This window comes from Exiguobacterium sp. s161 (assembly GCF_018619045.1).
Lineage (GTDB): Bacteria > Bacillota > Bacilli > Exiguobacteriales > Exiguobacteriaceae > Exiguobacterium_A > Exiguobacterium_A indicum.
The window spans coordinates 312,709-332,735 of sequence record NZ_JACSNH010000001.1; the positions used below are offsets into that span (position 1 = coordinate 312,709).

Below are 20,027 nucleotides of genomic sequence, written 5' to 3' on the forward strand. Positions count from 1 at the left end.
GCATGCCCGTTTTTCTTATATCATGGAAAAAGGGGGAGCAAGGATGAACGGAATGTGGTTTGCGATTTTGTTGTATCTCGGACTGATGGTCGCACTTGGCGTCATTGCGTATTATCGGACGAAGAACATGAATGACTACATGCTTGGGGGACGTACGATTGGTCCAGTCGTCACGGCGCTCTCTGCTGGAGCAAGTGACATGAGTGGCTGGCTGTTGATGGGATTACCGGGTGCGATGTATGCAACTGGTCTGTCCAGTGGGTGGATCGTCGTTGGATTGTTACTTGGCGCATACGCCAACTGGTTACTCGTCGCGCCGCGTCTGCGTGCGTATACGGCACATGCAGGGGATGCGATCACGATTCCCGATTACTTCGAAAAACGATTCCACGATAAAAGTGGTGTCTTGCGTACTGTTTCAGCTGGAGTTATCTTAATATTCTTTATAATGTACGCATCAAGTGGCTTTGTCGCGGGTGGTCGTTTGTTCGAAGCAGTCTTTGGTCTCGAGTACACGACAGGTCTTTGGATTCTAGCGGGCGTCGTCATTGCATACGTCTTCCTCGGTGGTTTCCTTGCCGTCAGTTGGACAGACGTCGTCCAAGGGATGATCATGGTGATCGCGTTGCTGATCGTACCAGGCGTTGCCCTCGCTTTAAGCGGTGGGATCAACGAGACGCTCGAAACGATTCGGTCGACGGACGGTTCAAAGCTCGAGTTATTCAAAGGTACGACGGTCATTGGAATCGTCTCGCTACTCGCATGGGGACTCGGCTACTTTGGTCAGCCGCATATCATCGTTCGTTTCATGGCGATTCGGAACTTACACGAGATGAAGTCAGCACGTCGCGTCGGGATGATCTGGATGACGTTCTCAATCGTTGGAGCGATGGTGACAGGTTTGATCGGATATGCCTACTTCACGCAACAAAATAGTCCTTTAGGAGAACCAGAGAATGTCTTCATTCAATTATCACGCGATCTCTTCCCTGGTTTCATTACGGGACTGTTGCTTGCAGCCTTACTTGCTGCCATCATGTCGACGATCTCGACACAGCTACTCGTCTCTTCGAGTGCGGCAACGAATGATTTCTATCAACGTTTCTTCAAGCGTGATGCTTCGGATCGTGAATTGATGGTCATGGGGCGCGTGATGGTCCTTGTCGTCGCTGCTCTAGCGATTCTCTTATCGTTCGGTGCACAGAAGTCGATCTTGACTCTCGTTGGTTATGCGTGGGCTGGTTTCGGTGCCGCGTTCGGACCAGTCGTTCTGTTCAGCTTGCTTTGGCGCCGGATGAACAAGACAGGAGCACTTGCTTCGATGATTACGGGATCTGTCGTCGTCATCGCCTGGATTCTCATCAAACAAAATGTCGAAGGGTTGCCATTCTACATTTCTGAGATGTACGAGATGATTCCAGCCTTCTTCGCTTCGACTGTTGCGCTCGTCGTCGGTAGTCTCGTGACGAAGGAACCGAGTCAAGCGATCTATGATGAATTCGATCAAGTGCAAGCGCAGCTAAAAGGTGCGGAGCCTGAGCGGAAGATCGTCTAATTAACAAAAAGGGGTGTTTCCTGATTACAGGAGACATCCCTTTTTAATTCACTTCATACGTTGTTATTTACCATAAACATATTTGTTGCTCTTGTGCAAAATGAGCGTATAATGAAAACAAAAAGTGAGGTGAACGAGATGGCGACACAGCCACTTACACAAGATTTACCAAGAAAATGGACATATCTCGGACCGGCGTTCGTTGCTGCCGTCGCGTATCTCGATCCGGGAAACTTCGCGACGAACATGACGGCAGGCGCCCAGTACGGATATTTGTTGCTCTGGGTCATCGTTGCCTCGAACTTGATGGCGGTCGTCATTCAGTTCCTGTCAGCCAAGCTTGGAATCGTCAGCAATCTCAGTTTAGCGGAAGTAATCCGGGAGGAGTTATCGCCGGTCACGCGCTTCTTCTACTGGGTACAAGCGGAGCTCGTCGCGATGGCAACCGATCTCGCAGAGTTCGTCGGGGCCGCACTCGGATTTCATTTACTGTTTGCAATCGATTTACGGATGGCAGCATTATTGACGGCAGTCTTGTCGTTCGTCATCCTCGGCTTCGAGCAGAAGGGACTCCGGCATTTCGAAGCTGTCATCGCCGTACTCGTCTTAATCATCGCCGCTGCTTTTGCGATTGAAGTATTTGAAGTTCATCCGGTCTTTCGTGATCTATCGGCAGGATTGTTACCGGGATTTGAAGGTACGTCGAGCATCGTCCTCGCTGCCGGGATGCTCGGAGCGACCGTCATGCCGCATGCGATCTATCTCCATTCCGATTTAACGAAACGCCGGATGGGACACGTTGCGAATAAATTGTCGATGTTACGGATTCAGCGTTTCGACATTTGGGGAGCGATGTTGATTGCTGGAGCGGTCAACGGAGCGATGCTCGTCATCGCCGCCAGTGTGTTTTACGGCACGACGTATCAAGCGGGTTCGCTTGAAGCGATCTACGAGGGACTTCATGTCACGCTCGGTGGTAGCGCACCGTATCTGTTTGCGATTGCTTTACTTGTCTCGGGTCTCGCTTCTTCAAGCGTCGGGACGATGTCAGGGGACGCGATCATGCGCGGCTTTCTTCATCTTCAACTGCCACTGTTCGTTCGCCGGACCGTGACGATGTTGCCGGCAATTTTGTTGCTGTTCTCCGGTTTTGATCCGACACGAGCACTTGTCCTTAGTCAGGTCGCCTTATCGTTCGGGATTCCGTTCGCCTTGATTCCCTTGATTCGGGCGACAGCGAGTGAACAGTACATGGGGGAACATCGGAACAGTCGGTTCATGAACACGTTGGCCTGGATCATCGTCTCGATCGTCATCGTCTTCAATGTCTATCTGCTCTTCGATGTATTAGTATGAATATTCAGTATTTTTGTTTCGTCTGATTTAAAGCGGGTATTTCATAACTAGAAGCTTTCCGCCCGGAAGCTTTGCTACCCCTATAGGACGATGGTGCGGACCTCCCCCCGATGCACCATCGTCTTTTTTGTCTGGACGAAAAGTGCTATGATTAGAAATAGTGTAAAATATATCGCAAAAGTTCCGGAGGTGGAATGACATGGCAAAGATTAATGAGGAGCAAGTCCGCCACGTGGCGCATTTGGCACGCCTTGCCGTGACAGATGAAGAAGTAGCACAATTCACAGGACAACTCGAGAAGATTCTTGGGTTCGCTGAACAATTAAATGAACTCGATACGACAGGCGTCGAACCGACGACTCATGTCCTCGATTTAAAGAACGTCCTACGTAAGGACGAAGTACGTCCATCACTTCCTCGTACGGAAGTAGAACGACTCGCACCCGATTGGGAAGACGGACAAGTCCGCGTCCCAGCGGTGTTCGAATAAGGAGGAAATGACCCGATGTCACTTTTTGAACATGGTGTCAAAACACTACACACACTCATTCAGGATGGCGAAGTCAAAGTTTCTGAACTCGTCCAAGAATCCTTTGATCAAATCGACCGCGTCGATGGAAAAATCGGTGCGTTTCTTTCATTGAACGAAGAAGCATTCGAGCAAGCAAAACGAATGGATGATGTCGCGAAACACGAAGCGAATCCATTGTTTGGTCTTCCAATCGGTGTCAAGGATAACATCGTCACAAAAGGGATGACGACGACATGTGGTTCGAAATTCCTCGAGAACTTCGTACCAGCGCATGACGCGACGGTCGTCGAGCGTCTGCATGAAGCAGGGGCGGTCACGATCGGGAAATTGAACATGGATGAGTTCGCGATGGGTTCTTCAAACGAGAACTCAGCGTACAAACCGGTTCGCAATCCATGGAATACGAAACACGTTCCAGGTGGTTCTTCAGGTGGTTCAGCAGCAGCTGTCGCAGCAGGCGAAGTCTTGTTCAGCCTTGGTTCGGATACAGGTGGTTCGATTCGTCAACCGGCTGCCTATTGTGGTGTCGTCGGGTTGAAACCGACATACGGTCTCGTCTCACGCTTCGGTCTTGTGGCGTTCGCGTCGTCGCTTGACCAAATCGGTCCGTTGACACGAACAGTCGAAGACAACGCGTATCTCTTGAGCGCGATCGCAGGACACTGTGAGATGGATTCGACGTCTGCGAATGTCGCCGCAACAGATTACACACAAGCGTTGACAGGTGATATCAAAGGGTTGAAGATCGCTGTTCCGAAAGAATACTTCGGTGAGGGTGTCAGTGAAGGTGTCAAAGCTAACATCCGTGAAGCAATCCAAAAACTCGAAGCACTCGGTGCGACGGTTGATGAAGTATCACTTCCGAACTCGAAATATGCGCTTGCGACTTACTACTTACTCGCTTCATCCGAAGCATCATCGAACCTCGCGCGCTTTGACGGTATTCGTTATGGAGTCCGTGCGGAAGCGGACGCACTTGAAGATGTCTTCAAGTATTCTCGCTCACAAGGATTCGGAGACGAAGTCAAACGCCGGATCATGCTCGGAACGTATGCGCTCAGCTCAGGTTACTACGATGCCTACTATAAAAAAGCACAACAAGCTCGAACGTTGATCAAAAAGGACTTCGACGATGTCCTCGCGAACTATGACGTCATCATCGGACCAACAGCGCCGACACCAGCATTCGAACTCGGTGCACAACTCGATGATCCCGTCACGATGTATGCGAATGACATTCTGACGATTCCAATCAACTTAGCAGGTGTCCCAGCCATCTCGGTTCCAGCTGGATTCGTCGACGGTCTTCCGGTCGGCTTACAAATCATTGGAAAACATTTCGATGAGGCGACGATCTACCGCGCTGCGCATGCGTTTGAGCTTGCGACAGGTGGATTCGCGCTTCCGAAGTTATAAGGAGCGAATGTATCATGAACTTTGAAACGATCATCGGGATCGAAGTCCACGCCGAGCTGAGCACGAACACGAAGATGTTCTGTGGTTGTGCGCGGGAATACGGCGCGGAGACGAACACGAAAACGTGTCCGATTTGTCTTGGACATCCGGGCGTCTTGCCGAAAATCAACGAAAAAGCCGTTGAGCTCGCTGTGCGTGCAGCTATGGCACTCAACTGCCAAGTGGCCGATCAAACGAAATTCGACCGGAAGAACTATTTCTATCCAGATACGCCAAAAGCGTATCAAATCTCACAGTTCGATCAACCGATCGGCTTCGATGGCTACATTGATGCGGAAGTCGATGGCGAAACGAAACGTTTCCGAATCGAACGTGTCCATCTGGAAGAAGATGCTGGTAAGATGAACCACACGGGTGCGAATCACTCAGTCGTCGACTTCAACCGGACAGGTGCACCGCTCATCGAAATCGTCAGTGAAGCGGACATGCGTTCACCGAAAGATGCAGTCGCCTACCTCGAACGTCTTAAGGAAGTCTTGCAATATGCAGGCGTCTCAGACGTCAAGATGGAAGAAGGATCACTTCGTTGTGACTGTAACATCTCCGTTCGCCCATACGGACAAGAAAAGTTCGGTACGAAAACAGAACTTAAAAACTTGAACTCATTCGGAAACGTCTTAAAAGGTCTTGAGTTCGAAGAAGATCGTCACCGCAAACTATTGCTTGCGGGTGGTGTAATGCGCCAAGAAACACTCCGTTTCGATGAGACAAAAAAACAAACCGTCCTCATGCGTGTCAAAGAAGGGGCGTCGGATTACCGTTACTTCCCAGAGCCTGATCTCGTCAAGCTCGTGCTGGATCACGATTGGAAAGAAGCGATCCGTGCCGGTATTCCGGAACTTCCAGATGCACGTCGCGTGCGTTACCAAGAAGAACTTGGTCTTTCAGCGTATGATGCGAAACAACTAACGGTCACACGTGAGATGGCAGAGTACTTCGAAGCGACTCTCGCAGCAGGCGCAGAACCAAAAGCAGCAGCCAACTGGACGATCGGTGAGATCCAAGGTCATTTGAATAAATCGACGGAAACGTTTGAAACAGTCAAGATGACACCAGCTCGTCTGGCAGAGATGATCGACTTGATCGCAAGCGGCACGATTTCTTCGAAAATCGCCAAACAAGTCTTCACGGCCGTCATCGAAGAAGGTGTCGAGCCACGTGCATACGTCGAAGCAAACGGTCTTGCACAAATTTCAGACGAAGGATTGCTACGTGGTCTGATCGTCGAGATGTTCGAAGCGAACCCAGCCGTCGTCGAGGAATTACTCGGTGGACGTGACCGGAAGAAAGGCTTCGTCATCGGTCAAATCATGAAGAAAACAAAAGGAATGGCGAACCCTGCCCTCCTTGATCAACTCTTCTATGAAGAGCTTGAAAAATTAAAATAAGTACCTGATCAAACAGCGTTCGTTCCTCCTTTACTTCTGCGAGGAAACGGACGCTGTCTTTTTTGGCTTTGTAATGTCTCGAGAGTTCATGTAAAATAAAACAGTTATGTATCAAATGAACGGTTGAGTCAAAAAGGAGAAAATCTTATGAGACCTAGAGCGCGCGTGATTTATAACCCGACTTCCGGGAAAGAGATGGTTAAACGAAATTTACCGTATATCCTCGACCGACTCGAAGCAGCGGGTTATGAGACATCTGTCTACTCGACGAAAGCGGTCGGCGATGCGACGTATGAAGCAGCACGAGCATGCGAAGCAGACTTTGATCTCGTCGTCGCAGCAGGCGGCGATGGTACGTTGAACGAAGTGATCAGCGGAATGGCTGCCTACAACAAACGTCCGAAGCTTGGTGTATTACCTGTTGGAACGACGAATGATTTTGGTCGGGCGATGCGTATTCCATTGACGATCGAAGGGGCGATGGATGTCATTTGCACAGGACATACGATGCCGGTCGATATCGGTAAGATCGAAGGATCGGCAGGCGTCCATTACTTCATCAACATCGCTGGTGGTGGCATCATGACAGAACTGTCGTACGAAGTGCCTTCGAAGCTGAAGACGGCACTCGGACAGCTCGCGTACTACGTCAAAGGGATGGAGAAACTTCCGCAAATCCGACCGACATATGTCGAACTGGAGCATGAAAAGGGTATATTCAAAGGAGAAGTCATGCTGTTCTTGACATCCAATACGAACTCCGTCGGCGGATTCGAGAAATTGTCACCGAACGCGTCACTCAATGATGGTCGGTTCGATCTCTTCATTCTCAAGAAATGTAACCTCGTCGAACTGATTCGTGTCATGCGTCTTGCCTTAAAAGGGGATCATTTCTCGGACCCTTGCATCGAGCATGTCACGACCTCATTCGTCCGCATGAAGAATACATCAGAGATGAGTTTGAACATCGATGGTGAGTTTGGCGGCATTTGCGAAGGCGAGATGACGAATCTTCGCTCTCATTTCGAAGTCATGACACCAAAGTTCCGGATCGAAGAGATGGAACAAATCAATACACAACTACAAGAAGCAGAAACGAACCTCGCGTGAAGCGAGGTTTTTAAGGAGGATATTCATGATTCCAGTACAAAAGAACGATGAACACGTCGTCGAGATCGTCGACCTGACACATGAAGGGTCAGGGGTCGCGCGCATCGATGGATATACGGTCTTCATCCCGGGCGCATTGCCGACGGAACAGGTCAAGATCAAGATCACGAAAACGACGAAGTCTTACGGATTCGGTCGCATCATCCGTCAAAAGACGAAGAGTGTCGATCGTGTCGAGCCGCCTTGTCCGGTTTACAACCAGTGTGGTGGTTGCCAATTGCAACACTTATCATACGATGCAGAACTCAAGTTCAAGCACAACCGTGTCCGTGACGCTTTCGCGCGCCTAGCAGGTCTTGAAATCCCCGTTCACGAGACGATCGGGATGGAAGATCCTTGGGGTTACCGTAACAAAGCACAAGTACCGGTCGCCTTCCAATCGAACAAATTGATGGCTGGCTTCTATCAAAAACGGAGTCACCGGATCATCGATATGGACTACTGCTTGATCCAAAACAAAGAAAACGACGAAGCCGTCCAAGCGGTTCGTAAAGTCCTCGCTGATTTGAAAGTCCCAGCGTACGACGAGAAGAAAAAAGCAGGTGTCATCCGTCATATCATGGCACGTCATGGGTATCACACGAACGAGTTGATGGTCGTGCTCGTCACGAAGGTCAAACAATTGCGTGGGATCGATAAGATCGTTGAAGGCATCTTAAAGGCGTTACCAAACGTCACGTCGATCCAGCACAACATCAACCCGGATGATACGAACGTCATTCTCGGGAAAAAGAACGTCGTCTTATATGGACCGTCCGTCATCCGCGATCAAATCGCTGGATTGACGTATGAGATCTCACCGCATTCGTTCTTCCAAGTCAATCCGCTGCAAACAGAGAAACTCTACGCGAAAGCGCTCGAGTACGCTCAGTTGACAGGCGATGAGACAGTCGTCGATGCTTACTGTGGGATCGGTTCGATTTCCTTATCACTCGCTAAACAAGCGAAGCACGTCTACGGCATCGAAATCGTACCGCAAGCGATCGATGATGCACGTCGGAACGCACAAGCGAACGGGATCGAGAACGTGACGTTCGAGTATGGTGCAGCTGAGAAGGTCATGCCAGATCTCGTTAAAGCCGGTATCCAACCGGACGTCATCGTCGTCGACCCACCCCGTAAAGGCTGTGACGAAGAGTTCTTACGTGCTGCTGCAGATGTCGCACCGAAGCGGATCGTCTACGTCTCTTGTAACGCGTCGACACAAGCGCGTGACGCGAAGTTGTTGACAGAACTCGGGTATACACTCGTCGAAGTGACACCGGTCGATATGTTCCCACATACGACACACGTCGAGAGCGTTGCCTTGTTCGTCCGTAACTAAATTAAAAAAGTGCCTCTTTCCAGTTAAGGAAGGAGGCACTTTTGATTTATCATTCCGTTTCTGTTGATTCGTCCTCGACCGTCGATTGTGCTGTACTTGGGAACAATTCAGCAAGAACGCGTTCACTCGCCGTACCATCATCTAAGCTACAGAACTGTTCGAGGAAGCGATCGTATTTTTCTTGGTAAGCGACGGACTTCGTATCGATTTGTTCGATATAATCGATGACTTGATCTGTTTCCTTCAGAAGTGGTCCAGGGACGACTTCTTCGAAATCGAAGTAGAATCCGCGCAACGTTGAAGCATATTTCTCTAGATCGTACGTAAAGAAGATCATTGGACGTTGCAAGTGGGCATAGTCGAAGAACACAGATGAGTAGTCCGTGATCAGAATGTCACTAATCAGATAGAGTTCTGCGATATCACCGTATGAAGAGACATCGTAAGCGAATCCTTCGTGTCCACTGATATCCATGTTTTGAGCAATCAAGTAGTGCATCCGTAAAAGGACGACGTACTCGTCACCGAGGCGTGCTTGCATCTCATTTAAATTCAATTGCAAGTCGAATCGGTATTTTCCTCGCGCGATGAACTCATCATCTCGCCATGTCGGTGCATAAAGAACGATCTTTTTATCAGCCGGAATATTTAAGCGTGTTTTGATTTCACTAATGAGACCCGCTTGATTATCGGCATATAAGAGATCGTTACGAGGATAGCCCGTTTCAAGCATCGTATTTTGGAACCCGAATGCGCTTTTGAAGATTTCGCTCGAGTACGCGTTTGGCGAAATCAGATAGTTCCATTCTTGCGCTTGGTTATAGAAATTCTTTTTATAGCGAATCGCATTCGTTCCAGCCATATGCACATCTTCCATATCAAGACCGAGTCGTTTTAATGGCGTACCGTGCCATGTTTGAAGATAGATAGTTTCTTCGCGTTTTTTCAAGCTGAGCGGCTGACGCGTGTTGAAAATCCAGTATTTCGCACGAGCCATGTATTGATAGTACGTAAAGCTGTTTCGAAGTACCCAATTCGGACATGCTTCCTTCACTTCATCAGAAGGTTCTTGAGCGAAAATCCAAACAAGTTCTAGTTCCGGATGTTTTTCTTTTAGGTGAAGGTAAAGTGCCTTCGGATTGTCAGAGTAACTCCGCCCTAAGAAACTTTCGAATAAGACGAGATTGTCTTTGATCGGCATCTTCTGGAATAGTCGATATAGCATAAGACCATTTTTAATTTTTTTACGACGCGCCGTACGTAAGGAACGTTTTGTTTTGACAGCAGTAATGTACAGCTTGAACATCGCGTACGATCCCGTTGACCAAGCTTGTAGATATTTACTCTTTGATGGCATCCGCTTTAAGTCGTAAGCGACATGGTTGAAGACTTCTGCTTGTTGAGTATTAGATGAACTCCGTTCGAGTAATGTACGTCCACGTTTTGAAATGAACCGTTTATACCACGTATTTAAGAATTTTTGGACTTCTTCATCTTTTGTCTCTGCTGATAATATGCCATAAATTCGAGAGATATCTGAGAGTGTCGTAATGTCACGTAGTTGGAAGAGCGATTGACCATCCAGTGGTGTACTTCTTGAATTCCGTCCGTACACGATGTAGTTGACGGAAGTAATGTTCGTTAACTGCGAAATGACAGTATGGGCGATTAGCGTATCCGCAAACCATGTCGTTTCGAGGCTAGGCAATGTCTGGAGCAATTCTTTTTTGATCATCCATCCATGGATCGTCGTCAAGTGACGCGAATTAAACTTCGTGCGCGAGTAAAAGAAGTAACGATCGTCATCGATCGGCATCAGCCATTTCTTCTTGTTATAGACAGGGGAGATCTTACCGATGATGACTTCCCCACGAGACTTCTCGTATGCCTTGATATATGTGTAAAGCGCACGGGGAGCAAGAATATCATCACTATCTAAAAAGATGACATAGTCTCCTGAAGCAGCTTGAACTCCATTACGTCGAGCCGCATACACACCTTGATGTGATTGTTCGATGATGGTACACGTTGGATATAGTGCACGAATATCATCGACATAAGAACTTGGTCCATCAAAGACAACGACGATTTCTACAGGAATCGAAACGTGTTGGTCGAGAACGGATTGAATCGCAGCTTTTGCTTGAGATTCGGTTTGATAGACTGGAATGATCACACTAATTGAATTCATGTTGACTCTCCTTTTGATGAAAGAATCGAAAAAGATTCGATTCGGCAAAATTGTATTCTGTTGAATAGGATATCACAAATCTGAAAAAGGTAGCAGTGTTCCTAAAAATCTGTCTTTTGTCTGTAATGAGTAGGCGTCTCGCCCGTGATTTGTTTAAAGGCCTGACTGAAATGACTTTGACTTGAAAAGTGCAGTCGGTTTGAAATCGTCAATAGCGAGTCGTCAGATGAACGTAGCAATCTTTTCGCTTCGCGAATCCGTTCACGAATGACGTAACGAGCCAGCGGTAAACCCGTTTCATCTTTAAATAAAACGGATAAATAGTTGGAGGATACGTGAATCGCCTGACTGATGGACGAGACCGATAAAGGATCGTAGAGATGCTGCTGAATGTATCGAATGGCAGCTAAGACGTGTGGCGAATGACGCAACGCCTGTATTTCTTTGACGGCTTCCGCAAAAGATACCGTGATCCGAACGTGACGATTTCGCAATTCTGCAATACTCGTCGCAGCTTCGATCGTCTCAATCATCCGATCACTAAGCGAAAAGGCTTCGTCTGGTTCGAGTCCCCCACGAATAGCGGCACGTGCGCTCAGAAGAACCGTTCCTAGAAGTAGATTCTTTTCTGCTCGGAGTGGTTGGTGACGTGCGAGTGTTCCGAACTCACCGTATGCGGGAAGAGAATAGGTCGTCGCCAACCGTTCGCTCTGTCCGGATGAGATCCAGTCGATGATTTGTTGCTCGCGTTGCCAAGCTTTTCGATAGGCGGTCACACCTGTGTGCGAAGGGGCTTCAGACACTAAAGGAATTTCCTCTTCCTGTATATCTGAAACATGATCGATGTCACGAGAGGACAATCCTTCACCATGTAGAAGGCGATAGAGCAAATGGGCACAGTCGATCAGACGATTTTCCGTCGTTCGGGGTAGAACTTTATAAAATTGATGATAGGTCTCATCTTGAATATGAGCCCGAAAAAGTGCTGACTGTAAGAGAACGGGACCGATCCGGTACATGCCTTGGTCAGGAACGTCTACGAACAGGTAAGCCGTTCCGTCTTTTAAGGTATGAAGTAGAGGGCGATGATTTTTCAAAGTAGGCCACGTATCTTCAATCAATAGATTCGCCGGATGCTTGGGTGCGGAAGGACGTAACTCGATTGAGACATGCTCTTGATCTTGATAGGAAATAAAAAAACCAGTCATCCCAAATAAATGTTCCGCGATTTGTGTCAAGTCTGAGGGGCTTAAGGGATTCATGAAGCGACTCCTTTCGAATGATGCATCGATTGTATCTAGTGTATGTGCTCGGCAATCGATAGTCGAGTAGGGAATGAAAAAATCCGAAGTCTTTCTTCAAGACTCCGGATCGATAGGCTTATGGATTCGTAGGAGACGGAGAAGACTCAGGTGTTGGTTCCTCCTCGTGCCACGTCTCGACTTCAGGATCATTCGTTTCGATATCGTGCTCCGTCAATTCTGTGCTTGCGACTTCCGCATAGGCATCGTCAGCAGAATGACTTGTGTCGGGTTCTGATGAAAGGACGTCTTCTTGTTCTTCGATCAAATGTTTTTCAGATACGGTTTCGTCTAACTGGAATTCCAATGTGAGCGCATGGAGATCACCTGCGATGTGAGCGAGGTGAGCCGCTGCCGTCGTCACGGATTCAAGTGTTGCGTTCGTTTCTTGAATACTTGCAGCGCTTGTCTCAAGACCTGCTGCATTCTCTTCCGTTAAAGCAAGAATGGTTCCCATGGCATCGGATACTTCTTCCGTAGCAAGCGTCAGCGCCTCGATGTCACCAGTCAATACTTCTGTTCGATTCGAGACATGATGTACGGATCCTGCGATGCGCTCGAAGTCATCGCCTGTCGTTTTGACAGACTCAAGAGACAGCTTCAAATCACTCATGACATGGTGCATCGCACTCATGGCAGTATGTGTTTCTTGTTGAATATTATCGAGGAGCTGTTTGATTTGTTTAGCGGATTCGTCGCTCTCCTCGGCCAGTTTTCTTACCTCACTCGCGACGACAGCAAATCCACGTCCTTGTTCACCGACACGTGCGGCTTCGATTGCTGCGTTGAGGGCGAGTAAATTCGTCTGACTCGAGATGGCTTGCAGCGTTCCAAGAATCTTTCCGATCTCATCAGAACGTTTGCCTAAGAAATCAGAAGTGTTCTCGATTTCTTTTTCCAATGAGTCCGAATGGCTCAATAGATCAGAAATCGTCTGTTTCGTCACGTCACTTCCTCGTGTCGCAGCGGAAGCGACGGAAGCGACTTCAGAAAGTGTCGTGGACGCGACCTGTTGCATTGCTGTAGAACGTTCCTTGACACCGTATACAGCATGGGAAGAACGTTCGGCTTGTTTCGTTTGAGTTTCACCAGCAGCAGCGATTTCTTCCATTGTCTGTCCGATATGACGTGAAGCCTTTTGTACATGAGTCGCATTGTTTGAGAGCTCTTCTGACGCATCGCGAACGGTCGTAGCGGATGTAGTCATCGCTAGAATCGTTTGTCGCAGGCGCGCGCGCATCGCGTCGAAGTTTGCACTGAGGTCTGTTAATTCATCCCGGATGAATCGTTTAGGACGATGCTGTGTTCGCAAATCACCTGATGCGATTGCTAATGCTTCACGACGGAGCATCAACAGCGGGCGATTGATCGAACGCCCGATCAACCAAGCGATCAATGTCGCGAGGGCGATCGCAACGACGAAATTGATCAATGACTGATTGAGCATGGCTTCTTTAGGCGCATACAAGGAAGCGTAATCCAGTACGACGGCTAGTTTGAATCCTGTTTTCGAAGAAGTTTGCCAAATGACGACCGATTTTTTTCCGGCGACGTCCATGATCTTCGTACCGGATTCTTGCTCTAACATGGACTTTGGAGCAGAGAAATATGCTTTTCCGTCTTCACGTAGTTGATTGATTTTTTTGAAGAAATAATTTCGGTTCGGGTGCGTGACGACCTTACCGTCTTGTGTGTAGCTGAAAACAAATCCTTTTTGTCCGATTTCAATCCGTTTCATATCTTCAGCAAGACGATTGATGCTTTTATAAACAGACAATACACCTTTGATGTTCGCTTGAGCATCTAGTGTCGCCTTAGAGAAACCGATGATGGATAATTTCGTCGCGCTATCATAGTAAGGCTCGCTCATGGCGACAGTGCTTGAATTCTCCAGCGCTTGTTTATACCAAATCTCTTTTCGAGGATCGTATCCAGGTGCGACGTCTTGTTTTGGCCAGTTAAGATAGCCGCCTTTCGTATCAGCGTATTGGATAAATGAATTTTCGATTTTTGAGGAGCCATATTTCTCAAGGACATTATAGATATCTGTTGCTTTTTGAGAAGGAGCCTCCGAAGCATCGGGTTGTTTGGTTGTATCTATGTAGTTCGGTAGAGTACCGTCTTCACGGTTGGAAGGGAGTCCGGCAAGGAGTGTTGTATCTTTTTTAGTATCATCGATGATGCGGGAAAACGATTGTTCGAGTTGCTTTAAAGCAGTTTGGGATGTCGAGTCGACCAATTGATCGACAGTTCGGCTTGTTTGGTCATACGAAAACCAAGTGGAAACACCGAGAGTAAGAGCAGGCAACAAAATAAGCCCGATGAACAAACGACGGGTGATCGGGAGGCGCATGATGAATTCTCCTATCCTAAATAGTCTTTAAAATCTGTCTATTCTGACTATCGGAAGGGTACGGATAAATATGAAGGAATTATGTAGAGATTTTCATCATTTGAGAAATGAATCCAGTGAGGCTTCGTGATAAAATGAAGAAGGTGTCACAGAGTGGCTAGGGAGGAACAGAAATGAACATTGCTTTTTTCTTACTACCAAAAGATGAGGTGAAATATTTAGATCCTGAATCGACGGTCAGACAGGCATTAGAAAAGATGAAACATCATCGATTTACGTCCGTTCCGCTCGTCGATAATAAAGGTAAATACGCAGGGACATTAACGGAAGGGGATGTCTTGTGGGCGCTCGAGGCTAATCTAGAGCATGCAGACTACGATCACGTCTTGCAAACACGGTTAACGGATATTAAACAACGTGTTCGTTATAAACCAGTCTCGATTACTGCGCAAATGGAAGAGATGATTGAGGTCATCACGGACCAAAACTTCGTTCCTGTCATCGATGATGGAAAGCACTTTATCGGAATCATTCGTCGTCGGGATATCATCGATTATTTCGCGAAAAAAGTAGCGCGCGAAAATGTCAGTTACTAAAAAATATAAAACTAGTAAAGAAAGCACTTATTTTCACGAAATGTGAGAAGAAGTGCTTTTTATTGACTTAAATCGACTTCAACATACAGCAAAAAGAGACGATATAGAAGCATAATGACATTTTAGGGAGGACGATGTGTTGCGACGTTTATCACCAGTCTTCATCGAAGAAGCTTTTCGAAGACGATCCTACTATAAAACGTTCTCGTGGATGATTGCAGTCATCGGTCTACTTGCGATTATCGTTGCGTTACACCAATTGAACAAAACACTCGAAGAAGGAAAACGTTTCGAAGAGGCGGCAAAAGCGATTGACATCGTGATCCCAGCAAATCATGCAACTCAAGATTTAACGTCTTATTATCTTGCTTCCTTAGAGAAACAGGTTGAGGAACCACAAGTAACAAAACAAGCAGAGACCTCTCTCTTCCACTTATATGAACAGCTAAAGGAAGAGCAAGCGATTGGCCCAGCACGTAAAGAGTTGTTGGAGGAACTCACGAAATTAGAGCGTCAAGGATACGAGTCCAATCATCGCTTTTTCACAGCCTCTACGAATTTTAAAAGTGAAGTGATTTTTAATCAACTCGTCTTAAGTAAAGAGACTGGTTCATACTACGATGTGTTCTCGCATCTTATCATGATGGAAGAGCAACTTGGAAAATCGGCACAGATTCTACGAGAAGCACGTCGGGACAACGAAATCAGTTCGATTGATCGATTACGCATCCAACAAATGCGGATCGACTTGCCCATTCGACAACAATCGCTCATGAATGCCTTGTATGAGGTAGTTTCGTTACAAGACGACACAGGGCGCCAAGAAATTGCAAACATGAGAAGTCAGATGCGAAATTACACAGAAACGCTAGATGAACTGTTGAGTACATCAAACGATCAAAACTATGCGAAACTAGCTAATCAGTCTAAACAATATGAAACAAGCATGTACCAGATATATGATCAAAAGTTAAAACAGGTACAACAAGAGATGCAGCACCGAGGATCGCAGATCATTCAAAATGCTTGGCTGCTATTTGCAACAATCATTCTTGTCATTGCGGCATTATTAATATTGAATTGGTTATTATTACGTGCTTTTCGAAAAGATATTTCCTTACTACAAAACGAAGCGAATACGTTTGCTGAGGATCGACGGCAATCTGGGTATCATGTACACGAAAGAAATGACTTCAAGCCAGTCGTTCAAGCCTTTCGGACGATGACAGCAATCATAGCTGGATTACTCGATCATAGTGATGCGAATACAAAAGAGATTAAGCAGAAGAAAGCCGAAATCGAATCTCTCTTTTCTCAAAATACAGATCCAATTCTTGCTTTATCGTCGGACTATACGATTTTAAATGGAAACGATCGTTTTCGACAGTTAACGCATGCCACTTCGGGTTGGACGATTGAAGAATTGGTGCATCCAGCTGATTTGAATCGAATGCGACGAGCACTTCAACAAGCCATCGAAGGGAACAGTCAGACGATTCGCTGTAAAATGTTATTTGACGAAGATATTTTAAATATGTTCGTCAACATCATTCACGTTCCGAACAAAGAGGATGAAACAGGTGTTGCCTTATATCTATCTTGTCATGATGAGACAGATCAGTTTCGGCGAGAAGAACGCATTACACAACTTGCGCTTTTTGATATGTTGACGGGGTTACTGAATCGAAATGGATTTGAACAAAAGATGCAGGATGCACTGAGAGCACCACAAACAGGCGAGCTCGTCACTATCAGCATTCGTCAATTCCGCCGAATCAATGATATTTACGGTCATGGGGCAGGAGATCAGATTTTAAAGGATCTCGCGAATCGACTGAAGCATCATTTCATCGGAACGGGACAAGCAGCACGTATTGGTGGAGATGAATTCGCTGTATTAGTCGCGCAACAGGATATCGTTGATTACGAGAAATTAAAGCAAGTCATCGAACATGTTTATGAAATTAACGGAGAATTCGTGAACGTCAGCATCAGTATGAGTATGGTCCGCTATCCGGACGATGCAGTAGCTGTCACTTCGTTATTATCCTCTGTCGATATCGCGATGCAACATGCGAAACAACAGACAGAAGGTGGACCGGTCTGGTTCGAACCATGGATGAGCGCGGAATATCTGGAATCGGTCGTATTGGAAGGGGAGTTACGGGATGCGATTGAAAAGAACGAGTTACAATTGTTCTACCAACCGCAAATCAACCTTGCGACACGGCAGGTGGATGGTTGTGAGGCGCTCTTGCGCTGGTTCCATCCAGAACGTGGCATGATCAGTCCAGCAGTCTTCATTCCAATTGCCGAGCGATCGATGCTCATCGAAGAAATTGGGATGTGGGTCGTCGCTGAAACGGTTCGCCAAGTAGAGGCGTGGAAAGAAACGGAGCTCGGATCGCTTCGCGTCTCAGCGAACTTATCCGTAAAAGAGCTCGTCTCTGGTCGGATTGTGGATTACCTGACGGGCGTCCGAGAAATTCATCCTGGAATTGAAGACCGGATGGAACTCGAAATCACGGAATCTTTCGGTGTCTTTTCGGACGGACGTGTCTTCGAGGCGCTTCAGACGTTACACCAAATGGGTTATCGTCTGGCGATCGATGACTTTGGTACTGGTTATTCGTCTTTGTCCTACTTGAGTCGATTGCCTATTCAGCGACTGAAAATCGATCGCTCGTTCATCAGCGGTCCGGATGCCTGTTCGAACGCACCGCTCATCGAGACGATCATTAAACTGGCGCATACATTGAAATATGATGTTGTCGCCGAAGGCATCGAGGAACTGGAGCAGGCGAATCATCTGCAACAGCTAGATTGCGAGTATGCACAGGGTTTTTATTATTCAAGACCAATCCCGGCAGACGAGTTCCGCGTCTGGCACGGAAAGTATCATGAAACGCTTTTATCTGAATGAATCACTAGTTACAGTCTAAAGATTGAGGTCTCTTAAAATAGAAAAGGTGAGTTTCCGGACGGAAACTCACCTTTTTCATTGGATAAATTGAGGAAAACGAATAATTAGACGCGATCGAGTACGAGGTCGTCTGCTTGTTCGAGATACGCTTTGACCGGTGCGACTGCTGCCTCGACCGTACCTGGTGCGAACGGAGACTTCAATCCAGCACGTTCGACGAGCGTAAGGAAGCTTTCCGAGCCGCCGGCACGACAGAGATCTAGATATGACTTCCAAGCCGCTTCCCGGTCTTGTTCCATCCAAGCATAGAACTGGAAGGCACAGACTTGAGCGAGCGTGTAATCGATATAGTAGAACGGACTGCCGAAGACGTGTCCTTGTTGATGCCACCATGCACCTGAATCGAGATAATCGTTTGCTTCGTAATCACGATGCGGCAGGTATTTCTTCTCAATCGTCCGCCATGCTTCGCGACGCTCAGCTGGTGTCAATTCCGGTTGGTTGTAGATGACGTGTTGGAACTCGTCAATCGCAACGCCGTACGGAAGGAATGTGACGCTTCCTGCGAGGTGATTGAACTTGTATTTCGCTGTCTCTTCACCGAAGAACTCTTCCATCCACGGATAAGCGAAGAATTCCATCGACATCGAGTGAATCTCACACGCTTCATACGTTGGGAAAGCACTCTCTGGAGCTGTCAGGTGACGGCTCTCATAGACTTGGAAGGCGTGTCCGACTTCGTGCGTCAGGACATCGATGTCGCCTGCCGTTCCATTGAAGTTCGAGAAGATGAACGGGAGTTTTTCGTCTGCGATGTAGGTACAATACCCACCGCCGGCTTTCCCAGGTTTCGCCGTTAAATCGAGTGCTTCCCGGTCGAGCATGTAGTTGAAGAACTCGTTCGTCTCCGGTGACATCTCTGCATACATCTTTTTGCCGCCTTCGATGATGAACGACTCTTCGCCTTTCGGTGTCGCATTACCAGACTTGAAGGCAAATCCTTCATCGTAGTAATACAACTGATCGACGCCAATCCGTCGTTGCTGGCGTTCTTTGAGTTGTGTCGCGAGCGGAACAATCGTTTCACGGATTTGTTCGCGGTACTGTTCGACCATCGATTGGTTATAATCGACGCGAAGCATCCGTGCGTATCCGAGCTCGACGAACGATGGGAAGCCGAGTGTCTTCGCGATCTCGGTCCGGATGCGGACGAGTTTGTCGTAGATCGTATCGATTGCTTCGCCTTGTTCTTTTAAATAGCCGTAGCGTGCTTCAGAAGCTGCTTTACGGACATCACGATCAGGTGATTGAAGATAGGGACCGAACTGCGACAAGTTGAGCGTTTTGCCATCGAACTCGATTTGAGCAGAAGACATCAGTTTCGTATATTCGCTTGAGAGACGGTTCTCTTCTTGGAGTTTTGGAATGATCTCTTCTGAGAACGTCTTCAGACTCGCTTCCGCAATCAGGAATAACTGTTTGCCTTGTGTCTGTTCGAGTTCATTGCGGAGTGGGTGCGTCGTCAACGCTTGATAATAGCTTGAGACATATCCTTGATAGATCGCACTCGCTTCATCAAAGAATCCTTGTTCCGTCTCATAGAACGTATCGCGTGTATCGATCGTGTGGCGGATCTCGACGAGCTGGCTTGCCGTTTCAAATTGATTTCTGAGGGTATTAATCTCAGTGATGGCTGCGTTTGCTTCATCTACCTGTGTGGCTTCCGTCAGTCGAGCGATCGCTTGATTCATGGATGTTTCAAGCAAGGCAAGGTCAGGACGGACATATGTAATTTCTGAAAATGGTAACATGTAAGCGCCTCCTTATGATTTCTAACTATTATCACACAAAAATACTTGCAA

The 20,027-nt window shown here is 47.4% G+C and carries 13 protein-coding genes; 9 read left to right on the forward strand and 4 right to left on the reverse strand.

Going from position 1 to position 20,027, the window contains the following annotated elements; all coding sequences use genetic code 11:
• Nucleotides 1-43 precede the first annotated feature (43 nt).
• The 7 genes from putP to rlmD all read left to right on the forward strand — a co-directional run bounded on the left by putP (nucleotide 44) and on the right by rlmD (nucleotide 8,801).
• A complete protein-coding gene (putP, locus tag KNQ14_RS01435; protein WP_023469338.1) occupies nucleotides 44-1,555 on the forward strand; it encodes a sodium/proline symporter PutP in 1,512 nt (503 codons plus the stop codon).
• A gap of 111 nt (nucleotides 1,556-1,666) precedes the next feature.
• Nucleotides 1,667-2,911: an Nramp family divalent metal transporter gene (locus tag KNQ14_RS01440; protein ID WP_214859362.1), complete on the forward strand. Its 1,245-nt coding sequence runs from the start codon at nucleotides 1,667-1,669 to the stop codon at nucleotides 2,909-2,911.
• A 199-nt stretch (nucleotides 2,912-3,110) separates the two neighbouring features.
• On the forward strand, nucleotides 3,111-3,401 hold the full coding sequence (gatC, locus tag KNQ14_RS01445) for an Asp-tRNA(Asn)/Glu-tRNA(Gln) amidotransferase subunit GatC (protein WP_023469336.1): 291 nt from the start codon (nucleotides 3,111-3,113) through the stop codon (nucleotides 3,399-3,401).
• A gap of 15 nt (nucleotides 3,402-3,416) precedes the next feature.
• On the forward strand, nucleotides 3,417-4,859 hold the full coding sequence (gene gatA, locus KNQ14_RS01450) for an Asp-tRNA(Asn)/Glu-tRNA(Gln) amidotransferase subunit GatA (RefSeq protein WP_023469335.1): 1,443 nt from the start codon (nucleotides 3,417-3,419) through the stop codon (nucleotides 4,857-4,859).
• 14 nt (nucleotides 4,860-4,873) lie between these two features.
• The gene (gene gatB / locus KNQ14_RS01455; RefSeq protein ID WP_035396151.1) at nucleotides 4,874-6,307 is read left to right on the forward strand and encodes an Asp-tRNA(Asn)/Glu-tRNA(Gln) amidotransferase subunit GatB; all 1,434 of its coding nucleotides are present in this window, start codon (nucleotides 4,874-4,876) and stop codon (nucleotides 6,305-6,307) included.
• 147 nt (nucleotides 6,308-6,454) lie between these two features.
• A complete protein-coding gene (locus KNQ14_RS01460) occupies nucleotides 6,455-7,417 on the forward strand; it encodes a diacylglycerol kinase (RefSeq protein WP_023469333.1) in 963 nt (320 codons plus the stop codon).
• 25 nt (nucleotides 7,418-7,442) lie between these two features.
• Complete coding sequence (rlmD, locus tag KNQ14_RS01465) at nucleotides 7,443-8,801, forward strand: 23S rRNA (uracil(1939)-C(5))-methyltransferase RlmD (RefSeq protein WP_035396153.1); 1,359 nt, start codon at nucleotides 7,443-7,445, stop codon at nucleotides 8,799-8,801.
• Between the two features lie 49 nt (nucleotides 8,802-8,850).
• Here rlmD and KNQ14_RS01470 read toward each other — a convergent pair whose 3' ends face one another.
• From KNQ14_RS01470 to KNQ14_RS01480, 3 genes are all read right to left on the reverse strand, one after another.
• Nucleotides 8,851-10,992, reverse strand: a complete 2,142-nt coding sequence (locus KNQ14_RS01470) for a bifunctional glycosyltransferase/CDP-glycerol:glycerophosphate glycerophosphotransferase (protein WP_214859364.1) — start codon at nucleotides 10,990-10,992, stop codon at nucleotides 8,851-8,853.
• Nucleotides 10,993-11,093: 101 nt separating this feature from the next.
• On the reverse strand, nucleotides 11,094-12,254 hold the full coding sequence (locus tag KNQ14_RS01475) for a helix-turn-helix domain-containing protein (RefSeq protein WP_023469331.1): 1,161 nt from the start codon (nucleotides 12,252-12,254) through the stop codon (nucleotides 11,094-11,096).
• 118 nt (nucleotides 12,255-12,372) lie between these two features.
• Nucleotides 12,373-14,646: a methyl-accepting chemotaxis protein gene (locus tag KNQ14_RS01480; protein WP_214859365.1), complete on the reverse strand. Its 2,274-nt coding sequence runs from the start codon at nucleotides 14,644-14,646 to the stop codon at nucleotides 12,373-12,375.
• A 173-nt stretch (nucleotides 14,647-14,819) separates the two neighbouring features.
• On the opposite strand from KNQ14_RS01480, the gene KNQ14_RS01485 reads away from it, so the two are divergent.
• The gene (locus KNQ14_RS01485; RefSeq protein ID WP_023469329.1) at nucleotides 14,820-15,242 is read left to right on the forward strand and encodes a CBS domain-containing protein; all 423 of its coding nucleotides are present in this window, start codon (nucleotides 14,820-14,822) and stop codon (nucleotides 15,240-15,242) included.
• A gap of 136 nt (nucleotides 15,243-15,378) precedes the next feature.
• Nucleotides 15,379-18,165: a putative bifunctional diguanylate cyclase/phosphodiesterase gene (locus KNQ14_RS01490; protein WP_214859366.1), complete on the forward strand. Its 2,787-nt coding sequence runs from the start codon at nucleotides 15,379-15,381 to the stop codon at nucleotides 18,163-18,165.
• A 104-nt stretch (nucleotides 18,166-18,269) separates the two neighbouring features.
• On the opposite strand, the gene KNQ14_RS01495 is transcribed toward KNQ14_RS01490, so the two are convergent.
• Nucleotides 18,270-19,976 (reverse strand): M3 family oligoendopeptidase, encoded by a 1,707-nt coding sequence (locus tag KNQ14_RS01495; RefSeq protein ID WP_087681385.1) that lies wholly within the window; start codon nucleotides 19,974-19,976, stop codon nucleotides 18,270-18,272.
• Nucleotides 19,977-20,027: the final 51 nt, after the last annotated feature.